The sequence below is a fragment of the Streptomyces sparsogenes subsp. cuspidosporus genome (genome assembly GCF_039532705.1).
Classification (GTDB): Bacteria; Actinomycetota; Actinomycetes; order Streptomycetales; family Streptomycetaceae; genus Streptomyces; species Streptomyces sparsogenes.
Genome location: NZ_BAAASD010000040.1, coordinates 16,628 through 31,890, shown reverse-complemented (window position 1 = coordinate 31,890; position 15,263 = coordinate 16,628). Strand labels below are relative to the sequence as shown.

The following is a 15,263-nucleotide window of genomic DNA, read 5'->3' as shown; positions in this document are numbered from 1 at the left end:
TGCCGCCCGATAACGGGCGCGGTTCACGGAGGTTACCCGGGTGTAACGGACGGCTCCTGGCTCAGACGTCCGCGTAGGCGGGTTGCCGCGCCCCCTGCGGCTCCTGCGTCCGTGTCGCGTCGGACCGCCCGGCCGCCCGGGCCCCGCGGAGGTACACGGCCCAGGTGACGGCGGAGCACAGGGCGTAGAAGACGAGGAAGGAGACGAAGGCCGGGGTCCCGCTGTGCGCGTTCAGGAACGCCTCCCGGAAGGCCAGGTTGATGCCCAGCCCGCCGAGCGCCCCCACCGCCCCGATCAGCCCCATCGCGGCCCCCGACAGCCGCCGCCCGTACGCCGCGGCCTCCTCGCCCGCGAGGCCCCGCGCCACCGCCTTGGCCTGGAAGATGCCCGGGACCATCTTGAACGTGGAGCCGTTGCCGAGCCCGCTGAAGACGAACAGCGCGATGAAGCCCACGAGGAAGACGGCCAGGGACTTCTGCGCGGAGGCGTAGACGACGACCACGGCCGCCACGGACATGGCGGCGAAGTTCCACAGGGTGATCCGCGCGCCGCCGTACGCGTCGGCGAGCCGGCCGCCGATGGGGCGGACGAGGGAGCCGAGGAGGGGGCCGATGAAGGTGAGCGAGGCGGCCTGCAGCGGGGTGCGGGCGAACTGGTTCTGCAGGACCAGGCCGAAGGCGAAGCTGTAGCCGATGAACGAGCCGAAGGTGCCGATGTACAGGAACGACATGATCCAGGTGTGGGCGTCCCGCGCCGCCTCCCTGACCGCCCCGCCGTCGTTGCGCACCGGCGCCAGATTGTCCATGAACAGCGCCGCGAGCAGCGCGGCGACCACGATCAGCGGAATGTAGACCCCGAGTACCACGCGCGGGTGCGCCGCGCCGGCCGTGCCGATGACGAGCAGTCCGATGAGCTGGATGACCGGCACGCCGATGTTGCCGCCGCCCGCGTTGAGGCCGAGCGCCCAGCCCTTCTTCCTCAGCGGGTAGAAGGAGTTGATGTTCGTCATCGAGGACGCGAAGTTCCCGCCCCCGACCCCGGTGAGCGCCGCGACCACCATGAAGGTGGTGTACGAGGTGCCGGGCTCCATCACCACGGCGGCGGCGACCGTCGGCACCAGCAGCAGCGCCGCGCTGACGATCGTCCAGTTGCGGCCGCCGAAACGGGCGACGGCGAACGTATAGGGGACGCGCAGAATCCCGCCCACCAGCGTTCCCATCGCGACCAGGAAGAACTTCCCGGCCGGATCCACCCCGTACTCCGGCCCCATGAACAGGACCATCACCGACCACAGGCTCCATATGGAGAAGCCGATGTGCTCGGAGAGGATGGAGAACAGGAGGTTGCGGGTGGCGATCTTCTCGCCCTTCTCCCTCCAGAAGGTCTCGTCCTCCGGGTCCCACTGCTCTATCCAGCGGCCCCCTTTACGTGCGGGGGTGGTGGTCGGGGCAGTCATCACGCCTCCACGGTTTCGGGTGTCGCCTTGCTGTGCGGCCTCACTGCCCGACGACGGTAGGAAGCGCGGATTACCGGGCTGTGGCGGCAGGTGACGCGTACGAAACCTTGCTCTCACCCACGAGCGCGCGAGGCGGTGAGGGGCTCGCGCGCGGCCCGGCCGACGCGCCACCGCGCCGACCGGACGCGGTGGTCGGGGTCGCCCGCGCGGAGCGGGCTGCCGCCGCCGAGGCTCACCGCGCCGCCTGGGCCGCCTTCCCCGCTTCCGCCGCCTCCGCCACCTCCTCCGCCTCCGGGCTCGGCAGCCAGGCCCCGGGTGGGGTGGCGAGCCAGCCTCCCGCCGCGCCGAGCGCCGCCGCTGCCTCGCGGAGGGCGTCCAGGCCCGGGTGGCGGAGGCCGCGGCGCCAGACCAGGGAGACGGGGGACAGCGGGACCGGGGCGGTCAGCGGGCGCAGCACCGCTCCCGGCATGGCGATGAACACCGAGCTCGCCAGCACCGACCAGCGCCGCTTGGCCACCACCCGGGTGAACTCCTCGACGCCCTCGATCTGCGGAAACGGCTCGGCCATCACGATGCCGCGCCCCGCGAACAGCTGCGCGGCCAGGTCCGTCCACTCGGCGGTGGCCGCGTTGCCCGCCGCCGCGTACAGCGTCTCCCCCGCGAGCGCCTCCAGGGGGACCTCGTGGAGCTGGGCCAGCGGGTGGTCCTCGCGCAGCACCACGGCCATCCGCTCGTACCGGATCAGCTGGTGTTCGAGGCGCGCGAGGACCGCCGGGTCCAGCCCGCCGACCCGCCCGAAGGAGACGTCCACCCGGCCCGCGAGCAGTTCGGCGGCGGCGCCGGTCAGCCCGCTGTGGAAGTGCGCCACCAGCTCCACGTCGGGCGCCACCCGGCCGCGCGCCTCGGCCAGCACCGCGCTCCCCGTGCTGACCGGCGCGCTGACGTCCACGACCAGCGGCCGCCCCGCCCCCGTCCCCGCCCGGCCGCCTCCGAAGGCGGCCGACAGCTCCTCCTGCGCCTCCAGCACCCGCCGCGCGTACGGCAGCAGCCGCTGCCCCTCGGCGGTCAGCGTCACCTGCCGCGTGGTCCGTACGAACAGCTCGGCGCCCAGCTCCCGCTCCAGCCGCCGGATGTCCCGGCTCAGCGCCTGCTGGGCGACGTAGAGCCGGGTGGCGGCCCGGGTGAAGTGCAACTCGTCGGCGACGGCGGTGAAGGCGCGCAGCAGGCGCGGCTCGATGTCCTTGGGCACGCTGTGCAGTCAACCGCACGCGGGCGTTTGACAACACAGGTGCGTCAATAGCCGCGCATCAGGTGTTGGACCGCGCCCGGGCGGGCCCGCGACCGTAAGGGGGTGATCCTCTTCCTCGCCTCCAGGCCAGTGGTGCCGACGGCACGCCGTCTGTCGAGCGCCGCGTTCCGTACCGCTGCGGGCCCCCGGCCCGGGCCGCCGCCGCGCGGTACGGGCGCCGGGCCCGCCGCGCCACGCCGTACGAACGACACGGACCACACGGACCACACGGACCACCCTGACGACGGAGCGGCGGAGGCCGCCAGCGGCCCCCGCCCGTCCCCCCGGTCGCTGCTCGCGCCCTACCGGCGGCTGTTCGCCGTGCCGGGGGCGGCCGCGTTCACGCTGGCCGGGCTCGTGGGGCGGGTGGCGGGGTCGATGCTCGGGGTCGGCATGGTGCTGATGATCGCGACGGTGCGCGACTCGTACGCCCTGGCGGGGGCGGTCTCGGCCACCGGCCTCGCGGTGACGGCCCTGACCGGGCCGCTGCTCGGTCGGCTCGTGGACCGCCACGGCCAGGCGCGGGTCGCGGTTCCGGCGGTCGCCGTGTACGCGCTGGGGGCCACGGCGATGCTGCTGTGCGTCCACTACGGCGCGCCGGCCTGGGCGCTGTTCGTCTGCGCGGTGGGCTCCTCCGGCGTGCCGAGCCTCGGCTCGATGACGCGCGCCCGCTGGGCGGCCGTCCACCGCGACGACCCGGCCGCCCGGCACACGGCCAACTCGTTCGAGCAGGTCGTCGACGAGGTGTGCTTCATGGCGGGCCCGGCGCTCGCGATGGTGCTGTGCACGGCGGTGTTCCCGGAGGCGGGGGTGGCGACGGCGGCGGTGCTGCTGGTCGTGGGGACCCTGCTGTTCGCGGCGCAGCGCCGCACCGAGCCGCCACCGCGCACCCGCGCCACCGCCGTCTCCGGCTCCGGCTCCGGCTCCGGCTCCAGCGGCGCCGAGGGATCGTTGGCGCGCTCGCCGGGTCTTCGGGTGGTGGTCCTCACCTTCCTGGCGACCGGCGCGGTCTTCGGCTCGATGGAGGTCGCGACGGTCGCGACCGTGGAGTCGTACGGCCACGGATCGGCGAGCAGCGCGGTCCTCGCCCTCCAGGCGGCCGGGTCCTGCGTGGCGGGCCTGGTCTTCGGCGCGCTGCCGGTCCGCGGTTCGGCGGCCACCCGCTTCCTGGCGGGGGTGGCGGCCATGGCCGTGGCGGCTCTCCCCCTGCTGGCCGCGAACGGTCTGGCGACGCTGACCCCGCTGCTGTTCGTCGCGGGTATGGCGACCGCGCCGACGATGATCAGCGGCATGACCCTCGTCCACCGGCTGACCCCGCCCACCCGCCTCAACGAGGGCATGACGACCGTCTACACCGGCCTCCTCGTCGGCATCTCCGCGGGCGCGGCGGCCGGCGGCTGGACGGTCGACCACCTGGGCCCGCACGCGGGCTACACGGCCCCCGCGACGGCCGCGGCGCTGGCCCTGCTGGCCGCGGCGGGGGGCGCGGGGCGGCTGCGGCGGTCCCTGGGCTGACGACGAGGACGACCACAGCCCCGGGCCTGACTGAGCGCCACCCGCCCCCTGGCCGTATGCCATGCGACAACAGGGCCTACACGGCACACTCGACCCGCCGTTGGGCCGCATGCATGCCGACCTACAACACGCCGAGCAAATGGGTTAAACCCCTTCAATTTCTCGACCAAATCACCCTTATGGACCTTTAGTATGTTTTGCTTTTTATGTTGTTATTAATGGGATTCGATGAATGCCGACATGCCACTACCTCCGGAAGGTTGTTGCCCTGAAATTCCTTACGGGGCGGCAACCGTGGAAGGCCGACTCGCGCAGGGAGGTCCGTGGCCTGACCAGCAGTCATCACGGGCGCTCGGGATCCCTTGCTGGGGCGACTGAGCTAAATGCCGATAAGAGAGGTCTTCCTATGGCAGTGGATGCCATCCCGTCCGCCCCACCGGGCAGAGGGCGTAGACGCAGTCGACTCATGCGAACCTTCGCGCTGATCCCCGGAGCGGCGCTGCTGGCGACGCTCACAATGGTTTCGAGCCTTGCGCACGCCGCAGAAGCTCCGGTGCAACTCGGGAGAGCCACCAATTACGCAGTCCTTGCCGGTTCAACTGTCACCAATACGGGCCCCACCGTCATCAACGGCGATTTGGGGGTGAGCCCTGGCTCGGCGGTGACGGGCTTCCCGCCCGGAATCGTCAACGGAGCGATCCACGCGGCCGACGCCGCCGCCGCAGGGGCGCAGGCCGACCTCGCCATCGCCTACAGCGACGCGGCCAGCCGGGGACCCGGGGCCGCCGTCTCTGGTGACCTCGGCGGGCAGACGCTGACGCCCGGCGTCTACACGTCCTCGTCCTCGCTGGGAATCACGGGGACAGTCACTCTCGATGCCCAGGGCGACCCCGACGCCGTCTTCATCATCCAGATGGGTTCGACTCTGACCGCGGAGGTGGGGAGCAACGTCCTCCTCATCAACGGAGCACGGGCGTGCAACGTGTTCTGGCAGGTGGGGAGTTCCGCCACGATCAAAGTCAGTTCCAACTTCAAGGGCAACATCCTGGCCCTGACGTCCATCACGGTACAGACCGGCGCGGTGATCGAAGGCCGAGCCCTGGCACGTAATGGCGCCGTCACGCTCGACACCAACACCATTACGAGGGCCGCCTGTGCCGTCGGGCCGCCTGGCCCCGCCGGCCCCCCTGGCCCCGCTGGTCCGGCCGGCCCCGCCGGCCCCGCTGGTCCTGCCGGCCCCGCCGGCCCCGCCGGCCCCGCCGGTCCGGCCGGCCCCGCTGGTCCTGCCGGCCCCCCTGGGCCTCCCGGCAGTCCGGGCGATGAGGGTCCGGGCGGTCCCGGTGGTCCCGGTGGCGGTCCGGGCGGTCACGGCGGCGGTCACGGCGGCCCCGGCGGCGGTCACGGCGGCCCCGGCGGCGGCGGTCACGGCAGTGGCGGTCACGGCAGTGGCGGTCACGGCAGTGGCGATAACGGCGACCACAGCGGTTACAGCGGTCACGGCGGTTACAGCGGCAACGACGAGTGCGACGACCTCAAAAGCCACGACAACCACGACGACCACTATGACCACGGCCGGGGGGACGATTGTGTAGATCACAGGAGCGCGTCGGTGGCGGCTCGACGGACGTGCTAGCCCCGACAAGGCCGATCCTCGATGAGGAGAGACCCCGGCCCCTCACGGCGGCACCCTCGTGTCCTCTGACCAGCCGGCGTTGGGCACCGGGCCGGATCCCCGAGACATCCCGCCCTTCCCGTCACAGGCGGATTTCCGCGCGCTTGTGGCCCAGGGTGCAAACTCGGTAAAACCGGTGGGAATGGGTTCCCACCCGCCGTTGGGCGGCGCCCTGAGCCCCTGGACTCCGTGTCCGGGGGCTCAGCGGTGCTCTGTCCGGACTGCCGAACCTTCGAGGATCGCGATGCGGAAGCCTGCGTCGGCATAGCGCTGGGCGAAGGTTGCCGGTAGGTGTACTCCCGGGTCCCCTAGTCATTTTGTCAACGCCATTGACGTACCTCAGACGCCCCACCTACCTTCCTCCATCGAAGCGCTTCGACGATCGTGCGTAACCCTCCCACCCTCCCGGAGGCAGGCGGATGTTGAAGGCACGGAAACGGACGGCAGCCCTCCTGGCCGCCGCCGCCCTGGTGGGAGCCGCGGCGCTCACCGGATGCGGCTCGGACGGCGGGGACGGCGACGGCAAGACACTCAAGCTCTGGCACTACGAGGCCCCCAACGGCGCGATGGGCGCGGCCTGGCAGCAGGCGATCGAGGAGTTCAAGAAGACCCACCCGGGCGTCACGGTGAAGTTCGAGGAGAAGGGCTTCGAGCAGATCCAGAAGACGGCCTCGATGGTCCTCAACTCCAGCGACGCCCCGGACGTGATGGAGTACAACAAGGGCAACGCCACGGCCGGGCTGCTCTCCAAGCAGGGGCTGCTCACCGACCTCACGCCCGAGGTCACCAAGCGCGGCTGGGACAAGCCGCTCAGCTCCGGGGTGCGGACCACCAGCCGGTACGACGCGCAGGGCGTGATGGGCTCCGGCAAGTGGTACGGGGTGCCCAACTACGCCGAGTACACGATGGTCTTCTACAACAAGGCCCTCTTCGACACGTACAAGGTGAAGGCCCCGACCTCCTTCGAGGAGTTCACCGCCGCGCTGGACACCTTCACCTCCAAGGGCGTCACCCCCCTGGCGAACGCGGGCGCCGAATACCCCGCCCACCAGTACGTCTACCAGCTGGCCCTCAGCAAGGCCGACCGCTCCTGGGTGGACTCGTACGAGCTCTACAAAGGCAAGCCGGACTTCCACGACGCCGCGTGGACATACAGCAGGCCGATGAGGGCGATGATGTCCTTGGCCTCCCACGCCTGCTTGAAGCCCCTGACGACGCGGGCCTGCTGAGCCGTCGGTGTCGCGGGCGCCTGCGCGGCCCGGATGCGCCGCCGCGCCGAGGACGCCAACTGGCGGCAGGCCGCCGGGGTGCGGCCGACGATGTCGGCCACCTCGGCGAAGGGATAGCGGAAGACGTCATGGAGGATGAACGCCACGCGCTCGGCCGGCGTCATCGATTCGAGCACCACGAGGAAGGCCATGTTCACCGACTCGTCCAGCGTGACACGCTCGGCCGGGTCGGCCATGATGCCCTCCGACGCTCCGCTCAGCCATTCGGCGCGCTCGGGCAGCGGCTCGGGGATCCACTCCCCCACATAACTCTCCCGCCGCGCCCGCGCCGACCCGAGCACATCGAGACAGACCCGGCTGGCGACCTTCATCAGCCAGCCACCAGGGGATTCGATGGCCTCCTGCTGCTCCCGGGACATCGCGTACCAGCGGGCGTAGGTCTCCTGCACAACATCCTCGGCCTCGGCCAGGGACCCCAGCATCCGGTAGGCGAGATTGAGCAGCTGCCGCCGCTCGCTCATGATCGCGCCCAGACCCGGATCGGGTCGGCCGCCGCCCGGCTCGGACGAGGTGGTCATGGTGTCCCGGCTCCCTGGGTCGGATCTGCCCTCACCACTCCGACGAGACAGCGCACCGAAATGTGAGGCCGGCGCGCGGCCTCACATCGAGCCCCCGCACTACCCGACGGCCAGCCCGGGCCGCACCGAGCGCACCATCACCGTCAGGACCGGCGCCTCCGGCGAGGACCGCGCGGTGCCCACCGCCCCGTACCCCCACGACGCGTAGAGCGCCTGTACCTTCCCGTCCCGGTTCAGCGGGTTCACCATCAACGACACCTGCGTCTCGGGCCGCCCGGCCAGGAGCGCGTCATGCAGCCTGCGGGCGATCCCCTGCCCGCGCCACCGCCGGCGGACCATCATCTCCTTCACCGCGACCGTGGAAGCCCCCACCACGTCCGGCCCGGGCTCCGGACGGGTGCGGCGCCACCAGCGGTCGTCCGCTCCGGCGAGCCGGTTCGCGTAGAGGTAGCCGACGGGCTCGCCCGAGTCGTACGCCACCAAAGCCTCCCAGCCCGGTTCGGCGGCGTGCCGCCGCAGCCGCTCCCCGAATGCCTCCGGCGCGTAGTGCGGCAGGTGCAGCTTGTGCGCCCAGCACTCCTCGTAGATGGCCATCAGGTCATCCCACACGGAGTCCACGTCGCCGATCCGGACGAGACTCACGCTGCTGTCCACTGCTGCTCCCACGAGTCGTAGAGGGGGCCGGGAGCAATCCGGCGAAGGTCACGGGTGAACGAGTCAAGCATGGACCGCACCCGGGGGTGCTCCGCGTCGATGGAGATGGCGGTGGCCACGGCACGCTCCACCTCCCCCTGCCCGAGCTGGGCTCGGGCACCTGAGCCACGTCGGAGACGGCTGATCCCGCAGGCCGCGGATGGGCCCGTGCAGGACGGTCCCGGGGAACCGGGACCGGCGCCCGCCGATCGGGGGTCCTCACCAAGGCCGCGAGGTCACATACCGGTTCCCGCCGCCGCTCTTCACCGGCGCCGGGCTGCAGCCGCCCAGGTTGGCGTTGGCGGGGGCGTCGTGTCCCCATAGGAGGAGCTTGATCGGCTTGATCCTGCCCTGCTGGCCCGAGCCGAACTTCTTTCCGTAGTACGAGGTTCGGCCGACCGTGTTGTTCTTGAAGACGTTTCCCCTGCCGCAGGTCTCCCTGCCGAACCGCCAGTCGCTGAAGATCGCGTACGTCCCGGCCCGCCAGAACTTGTTGCCGCTGACGGTGTTGTTCTTGCTGTTGTTCCTGGTTCGGATCGGGTCACCCGAAACGTATCCGAAGCGGTTGCCGGATATGACGCTGGAGTTGGTGGCGTTGGCGAGATAGACGCCGTGGATGGCGCCCGGGTCGCTGCTGTTCTCCAAGTAGTAGAACTTGTTTCCGGTGATCTTGACCGTGGAGGAGCTGGTGATGTGCACGCCTCCGTAGCCGATGCCGCCGGAGCTGTGCTTGTTGCCGAGGTACTTGAACGTGTTTCCCTTGATGGTGACGTTGTTCACCCGGTCTCCCGACCGCCCGCGGATCCGGATGCCGCCGTTGGTGTAGCGCTGGATCGTCCTGCCCGAGACGGTGATGTTGCTGTTGGCCGACGTGATCGTCATGTAGTAGCCGGACGCCGCGGCGGCCCGGTTTCCCTCGGCTGGGGAGTCCGACGTCATCCGCGAGCCGTCGAAGACGACCTTCCCCGTGCCCGGCACCGCGGCGAACGTCAGATCGCCGCCCGGCGGGTCATAGGACCAGTTGATCTCCTTCCCGGGATAGTACGTGCCGCCGGGAGTGAGGATCCTGGCCTTGGTCGCCCCCTTGCTCCTGAGAATCCGCTCGGCCTCCTCGAAGGAGGCCACGGCGTCGCCGGCCGTCAGCCCACTGCGGGTACGGGCTGCCGCGGCGGGCGCATCGGGATCCACATACACGGTGATCTCTTCCGGGGCCGCGGCTCCCGCCGGAGTCGCCGTCATCGCACCTCCCCCCGCCAAGAGCGCGAGGATGAGTGCGGGAACGCCGGACTTCCGCATGATCGAACCTTCCTCGTGTCGCCTGTCGTGCACGACCACGATGGAGGGCAGACATTGCGGCAGACCTTGCGAAAACCATGAATCGGCTGATCAGGAATGCGGCGCACCCGCGCCCCGCGCCGGAACGCGACGAGGGCCCCGCGGTCGGCTGATCGCGGGGCCCTCGTCGTACATGGGATGAGTGGAGATGGCGGGAATCGAACCCGCGTCCAACGGTGCGGAACCAGGGCTTCTCCGAGCGCAGTCCGCTGTGATTTTCTCGGCCCCGGAGATCACGCGGACAAGTCTCCGACGGGCTCAGCCACTGTTTGTTGTCCCACCAGGCCCCGTGGCCGGGTCTAGTGGTTCAGTCCCCTAGCTGATGCCAGGATCCGGGTCGGGAACAGCCCCGGGCTGACACTTCGCGAGTCGCTACTTAGGCAGCGAGGGCGAAGGAATCGCGCTTGGTGTTGGCGATTATTGGTTTCGGCATATGGTTTACGAGATCATTGCCGCTTCCTCGGCTCGCTTCCCCTGCTTCGACAGCCGCTGTCGAAACCGATCATCCCCATGTGGTGTTATCAAGGTGGTGCCGCGCCCTCGGGGGGCGCAGCCCTCATCGTACGGGAACAACGCACGACCGTGCCAGCCTATTCCCGCCGGTCAGGTCAGTGGGCCGGGTCCGCGGCCAGGCGCGGTCAGGCCCGCTGGCGGCGGCGGGCCGCCGAGATCGCGCGGTCGGCCTCGCGGCGGTCCTGCTTCTCGCGGAGGGTCTGCCGCTTGTCGTACTCCTTCTTGCCCTTGGCCAGGGCGACCTCGACCTTGGCCCGGCCGTCCTTGAAGTAGAGGGCGAGGGGGACCAGGGTGTGGCCGGTCTCCTGGGTCTTGCCGATCAGCTTGTCGATCTCCGCGCGGTGGAGCAGGAGCTTGCGCTTGCGGCGCGCCGCGTGGTTGGTCCAGGTGCCCTGGCTGTACTCCGGGATGTGCACGTTGTGCAGCCAGGCCTCGCCGCCGTCGAGCTGGGCGAAGCCGTCCACCAGGGAGGCCCGGCCCTGCCGTAGCGACTTGACCTCGGTGCCGGTCAGCACCAGGCCGGCCTCGTAGGTGTCCAGGATGTGGTAGTCGTGTCGCGCCTTCTTGTTCTGCGCGATCAGCTTGCGCCCCGTCTCTTTAGCCATAGCGTGGCCATTCTCGCACTACGCCCCACCCCCGAGGCCACTCAATACCGTCCGCGCGCGCGTTTCGGCGCCCTGGGAGTCGTCGCCGGCGACGGACAGGTCGGGGGTGATGCCCTTGCCGTCGACGCTGTGGCCGGAGGGGGTGCGGTAGTGGCCGACGGTGAGCTCGGCGACCGAGCCGTCGGGAAGCTCGCTGGGCATCTGCACGGACCCCTTGCCGAAGGTCCGGGAGCCGACGACCACGGCCCGGCCGCGGTCCTGGAGCGCGCCGGTGAGCAGCTCGGCGGCGCTCATGGTGCCGCCGTCGACGAGGACGACGAGGGGGGAGTCGGTGTCGCCGCCGCGCCGGGCCTCCAGGACCCGCTGCTCGCCCCGTACGTCGTAGGTGGCGACCAGCCCGCCGTCGAGGAAGGAGGAGGCGGTGGTGACGGCCTCGGTGACCAGGCCGCCGGAGTTGCCGCGCAGGTCCAGGAGGATGCCCGCGCCCTTGGGGGTGGCCCGGACCGCGCGGCGCACCTGCTGGCCCGCGCCCCTGGTGAAGGCCTCGACCTTGATCCGGACGGCGGCGGGGTGCTGGTCGGTGAGGCGGTCGACGGTCACCGGCTCAGTGGCCAGGCGCGCCCGCCGAAGGGCCTGGTTCCAGCTGCGCTCGCCGCGCCGCAGCCCGATCTCGACCCGGCTGCCCACGGTCCCGTGGCCGCGCAGCCAGGACACCACCTCGGTGACCGGGCGGCCGGTGGCCGGGCGGCCGTCGACGGCGCGCAGCCGGTCGCCGGCCCGGATCCCGGCCTTCTGGGCGGGGCTGCCGGGCTGGACCCGGTCCACCGAGATCCGGCCGCCGGGCCCCGTGCGGGCGGAGATCCCCACGCCCACGTACTCGCCGTCCAGGTTGCGGCGGAAGCCCTCGTACTCGCGGGCGCTGTAGACCGCGCCCCAGCGGTCGCCGCTGCGGCTGACCACCTCGCGGGCGGCCTGGGAGGCGGACTTCCCGTCCTCCTCGGCCTGGGCCGCGGCCGCCTTGACCTCGTCGCTCTCGACGGTGCTGGACAGGGCTCGGGACGGTATCCGGGCGGCGGCCGGGTCGCGCCCGTCCTCGGCCTCGGCGCCCCAGGAGCCGACGGCGGCTCCGGTGGCCAGCACGCTCACGAAGACCACTGTCAGGGCGGCCCCACGGCGAATGCGGCGGGGCCGGACGAACAAACACGGGCCCGACATGCCGGTGAGTGTAGGGCAACGCGGGGCGCCGTACCGGGCGTTGTGAGGTACGGCGCCCTGGGCGAATGTCACACCTTGAGGTACTTGCGGAGCGCGAACAACGCCGCCAGGGCGGGCATCAGCAGCCCGATCGCCAGCACCAGGGGCAGCTTGGCCAGCACCGCGTCGCCGGCGATGAAGTGGATGACCTTGATCTGGCCGGCCAGCCAGTTCCGGACCAGGAAGTAGTAGCCGCTCACCAGCAGCACACAGGCGAGGCCCGCGCCCAGCAGGCCCGCGAGGGCCGCCTCCAGGATGAACGGCATCTGGATGTAGAAGCTGGACGCGCCGACCAGCCGCATGATCCCGGTCTCCCGGCGGCGGGAGAACGCCGACACCCGCACCGTGTTGACGATCAGCATCAGCGCGACGATCAGCATGAGGGACATCACCCCCAGCGCCGCGTAGTTCATGCCGTTGAGGAGGTTGAAGAGGTCGTCGACCACTTTCTTCTGGTCCTGCACCTCCTGCACCCCGGGGCGTCCGGCGAAGGCGGTGGTGATCACCTGGTACTTCTCGGGGTCCTTGAGTTTGATCCGGAAGGACTCCTGCATCTGGTTCGGGGTCAGCGACTCGGCCAGCGGCGAGTCGCTGAACTCCTCCTTGTAGTGCTTGTACGCCTCCTCGGCGGTCTCGAAGTCAACGCTCTCCACGATGCTCATCTGCTTGAGCTCGGCGCGGATCTCGTTCTTCTGCGCCTCGGTGACCGGGCCCCTGGCGCAGTTGGGCGATGTCTCCTTGTCCTGCTTGTTGCACAGGAAGATGGAGACGTTGACCTTGTCGTACCAGTAGCCCTTCATCGTGCTCACCTGCTCGCGCATGAGCAGGGACCCGCCGAACAGGGCGAGCGAGAGGGCGACGGAGACGATCACCGCGAAGGTCATGGTCAGATTGCGGCGGAGACCGACGCCGATCTCCGACAGGACGAACTGGGCGCGCATGGCGTCCTTTCAGTGCTGGTAGCCGTAAACGCCGCGGGACTGGTCGCGCACGAGACGGCCCTTTTCAAGTTCGATCACGCGCTTGCGCATCTGGTCGACGATCTGCTGGTCGTGGGTCGCCATCACGACCGTGGTCCCGGTCCGGTTGATCCGGTCCAGCAGCTTCATGATGCCGACGGAGGTCTGCGGGTCCAGGTTTCCGGTCGGCTCGTCGGCGATCAGCAGCAGCGGCCGGTTGACGAACGCGCGGGCGATGGCGACCCGCTGCTGCTCACCGCCGGAGAGCTCGCCGGGCATACGGTCCTGCTTTCCGCCCAGTCCGACCAGGTCGAGCACCTCGGGGACGGTCTTGCGGATGGCGGCGCGCGGCTTGCCGATCACCTCCAGCGCGAAGGCCACGTTCTCCCCGACCGTCTTGTTGGGGAGCAGCCGGAAGTCCTGGAAGACCGTCCCCAACTGGCGGCGCATCTGCGGCACCTTCCAGTTGGACAGCCGCGCCAGGTCCTTGCCCAGCACATGGACCGCGCCGTGACTGGCGCGCTCCTCACGCAGCAGCAGACGCAGAAAGGTGGATTTGCCCGACCCCGAGGAGCCCACCAAAAAGACGAACTCCCCCTTCTCGATCTCGAGCGAGACATCCCGGAGTGCGGGACGGCTCTGCTTGGGGTAGGTCTTGGATACGTTGTCGAATCGGATCACTGGAGCACCACGGTCGACCTGGGTAGGGGTACGGGTGGCCGCGAGGCGGCTCCCGTCGGTGAGCGTGACCATACGCGAACCGCGCGCGAGCGCGCAGGCGCCGTTCGGGGGTTGGCGCGCTTATTGGCGGCACTATTGGGGGCAAACGGTTGACAACCGTCCCGCCGGGCTGTCCGAAACAGCTACGGAACCGGTACGGATGCGGTGCGGAATCGTGCGGGGCGCGCCGAACCGGGCGGAAGCTGGCACAGTGGAAGGGGAACCAACACATTTTCCAGATCGTTGGGCCCGTGTCTACTGCGGCATCGCCGCGCGGGAGGAGAAGAGCGCATGACGTATGACAGGCTTGTCTGCGCCAACTGCGCGAGCCCCGTCAGCGAGGGCCGCTGCCCGGTCTGCCGGGCCAGCAGGGAGCGTATGCAGCAGGACGGCGCTTTCGGCGGGCTGACGCCGGCCGCCCTGATAGCGCTGCTGGTGGCGCTGATCGCCGTGGCCCTGCTCGCCCACCAGGTGGCCGTGGCCTGACGGCCGACGGCCCGGTGATTGCCCTGTGATCGATTCGACACAGTCGGTGACGATCTGTGTCGATGTGTGATGTCCTGCAATCATTCCGTGTGCGTCATGGGGACGTGGAGCGCGATGCGCGCCGTGCGTGACGCATCACACACACAAAGGGCCCGGAGTGACGCCGCACTCCGGGCCCTTCGCCGTGCGTGATCAGGTCGCTGTGCGTGATCAGGCCGCGGTGTTGCGGTTGACCAGGCGCGGCATCAGGCGGAAGCCGATGCCACCCGCGATCATCGTCGCGGCGCCGACCAGGAGGAAGGTCGTCTCGGAGGCACCGGTCTCGGCCAGCTCCTCCTTGGCCTTGCTCTGCTCGACCGGCCGGGAGCCCGCGCTGTCGGTGTCGGTGTTGTCCTGGCAGTCGGTGCCGTCGAGTTCCACCGTGCAGGTGTTGGACTCGTCGCCGCCGCCACCGCCGGTGCCGGTCGACGAGGACGGCTCGGCGGTCGGCTTGCCGGTGGGCTTGCCCGTCGGCTTGCCGGTGGGCTCGCCGGTCGGCGGCTTGGTCGGGTCACCCGTCGGCGGCTTGGTCGGGTCCTCGGTGGGCGGGTTGGTCGTCGGCGGGTTGGTCGTCGGCGGTTCCGTGGTGGGATTGTCCGTCGGCGGGGTGGTCGTCGGCGGGGTGGTGCTGGGGTCCGAGGGGATCGACGTCGGGTCGTCGGTCGGGTCCTCGGTGCCGACGCCGGCGCCGACGGTCACGCCCTTGTCATCCGCGCTGGCCGAAGCCTTCACGCCGACGATGTCGACATCGAGACCCACGGCCGATGCGGCGCCCGCCGCGGTCAGCGACGCGCCGGCGGCTATCACGGCGCCGGCCGCGATCCGCGCGACGCGCAGCCGCGTCTTCTTCGTCATCTGCTTGCTACCCCCAGTAGCTGTACTCGTCAATGGAGCAGCTATGCACGGAGCAACGTTCCGCGG

General features: G+C 70.5%; 13 protein-coding genes, 1 other RNA gene and 2 pseudogenes. 4 read left to right on the top strand and 12 right to left on the bottom strand.

The window, feature by feature from the left end:
* Positions 1–61: 61 nt before the first annotated feature.
* Both ABFY07_RS33315 and ABFY07_RS33310 read right to left on the bottom strand, forming a co-directional pair.
* Positions 62–1,456 carry a nitrate/nitrite transporter gene (locus ABFY07_RS33315; RefSeq protein ID WP_346178067.1) on the bottom strand — a complete coding sequence of 465 codons (1,395 nt, stop codon included), beginning with the start codon at positions 1,454–1,456 and terminating at the stop codon, positions 62–64.
* Between the two features lie 232 nt (positions 1,457–1,688).
* Positions 1,689–2,705 carry a LysR family transcriptional regulator gene (locus ABFY07_RS33310; RefSeq protein WP_346178066.1) on the bottom strand — a complete coding sequence of 339 codons (1,017 nt, stop codon included), beginning with the start codon at positions 2,703–2,705 and terminating at the stop codon, positions 1,689–1,691.
* A 102-nt stretch (positions 2,706–2,807) separates the two neighbouring features.
* Between ABFY07_RS33310 and ABFY07_RS33305 the strand changes: the two genes are divergently transcribed.
* From ABFY07_RS33305 to ABFY07_RS33295, 3 genes and pseudogenes are all read left to right on the top strand, one after another.
* Positions 2,808–4,259: an MFS transporter gene (locus tag ABFY07_RS33305; RefSeq protein ID WP_346178065.1), complete on the top strand. Its 1,452-nt coding sequence runs from the start codon at positions 2,808–2,810 to the stop codon at positions 4,257–4,259.
* A 466-nt stretch (positions 4,260–4,725) separates the two neighbouring features.
* The gene (locus tag ABFY07_RS33300; protein WP_346178064.1) at positions 4,726–5,892 is read left to right on the top strand and encodes an ice-binding family protein; all 1,167 of its coding nucleotides are present in this window, start codon (positions 4,726–4,728) and stop codon (positions 5,890–5,892) included.
* A gap of 458 nt (positions 5,893–6,350) precedes the next feature.
* Positions 6,351–7,085, top strand: a pseudogene (locus tag ABFY07_RS33295) (ABC transporter substrate-binding protein); the annotation flags it as partial.
* Here ABFY07_RS33295 and ABFY07_RS33290 read toward each other — a convergent pair.
* The 9 genes and pseudogenes from ABFY07_RS33290 to ftsE form a co-directional block, all read right to left on the bottom strand.
* A pseudogene (locus ABFY07_RS33290) lies at positions 7,070–7,738 on the bottom strand (sigma-70 family RNA polymerase sigma factor); the annotation flags it as partial. The pseudogenes ABFY07_RS33295 and ABFY07_RS33290 overlap by 16 nt on opposite strands.
* 99 nt (positions 7,739–7,837) lie before the next feature.
* Positions 7,838–8,392, bottom strand: a complete 555-nt coding sequence (locus tag ABFY07_RS33285) for a GNAT family N-acetyltransferase (RefSeq protein ID WP_346178063.1) — start codon at positions 8,390–8,392, stop codon at positions 7,838–7,840.
* Positions 8,377–8,511: a hypothetical protein gene (locus ABFY07_RS33280; protein ID WP_346178062.1), complete on the bottom strand. Its 135-nt coding sequence runs from the start codon at positions 8,509–8,511 to the stop codon at positions 8,377–8,379. Before ABFY07_RS33280 ends, ABFY07_RS33285 begins: the two co-directional genes overlap by 16 nt.
* A gap of 139 nt (positions 8,512–8,650) precedes the next feature.
* Positions 8,651–9,670 carry a right-handed parallel beta-helix repeat-containing protein gene (locus tag ABFY07_RS33275; RefSeq protein ID WP_346178061.1) on the bottom strand — a complete coding sequence of 340 codons (1,020 nt, stop codon included), beginning with the start codon at positions 9,668–9,670 and terminating at the stop codon, positions 8,651–8,653.
* Between the two features lie 236 nt (positions 9,671–9,906).
* Positions 9,907–10,276, bottom strand: a transfer-messenger RNA (tmRNA) gene (gene ssrA / locus ABFY07_RS33270).
* Between the two features lie 128 nt (positions 10,277–10,404).
* Positions 10,405–10,884 (bottom strand): SsrA-binding protein SmpB, encoded by a 480-nt coding sequence (gene smpB / locus ABFY07_RS33265; protein WP_346178060.1) that lies wholly within the window; start codon positions 10,882–10,884, stop codon positions 10,405–10,407.
* An 18-nt stretch (positions 10,885–10,902) separates the two neighbouring features.
* Positions 10,903–12,099: a S41 family peptidase gene (locus tag ABFY07_RS33260; protein WP_346178059.1), complete on the bottom strand. Its 1,197-nt coding sequence runs from the start codon at positions 12,097–12,099 to the stop codon at positions 10,903–10,905.
* A gap of 68 nt (positions 12,100–12,167) precedes the next feature.
* The gene (gene ftsX / locus ABFY07_RS33255; RefSeq protein ID WP_346178058.1) at positions 12,168–13,079 is read right to left on the bottom strand and encodes a permease-like cell division protein FtsX; all 912 of its coding nucleotides are present in this window, start codon (positions 13,077–13,079) and stop codon (positions 12,168–12,170) included.
* A 9-nt stretch (positions 13,080–13,088) separates the two neighbouring features.
* Positions 13,089–13,778: a cell division ATP-binding protein FtsE gene (ftsE, locus tag ABFY07_RS33250; protein ID WP_065960162.1), complete on the bottom strand. Its 690-nt coding sequence runs from the start codon at positions 13,776–13,778 to the stop codon at positions 13,089–13,091.
* Positions 13,779–14,108: 330 nt separating this feature from the next.
* On the opposite strand from ftsE, the gene ABFY07_RS33245 reads away from it, so the two are divergent.
* On the top strand, positions 14,109–14,303 hold the full coding sequence (locus ABFY07_RS33245) for a hypothetical protein (RefSeq protein ID WP_065960165.1): 195 nt from the start codon (positions 14,109–14,111) through the stop codon (positions 14,301–14,303).
* 210 nt (positions 14,304–14,513) lie between these two features.
* On the opposite strand, the gene ABFY07_RS33240 is transcribed toward ABFY07_RS33245, so the two are convergent.
* Positions 14,514–15,197 (bottom strand): hypothetical protein, encoded by a 684-nt coding sequence (locus tag ABFY07_RS33240; protein WP_346178057.1) that lies wholly within the window; start codon positions 15,195–15,197, stop codon positions 14,514–14,516.
* Between the last annotated feature and the right edge of the window lie 66 nt (positions 15,198–15,263).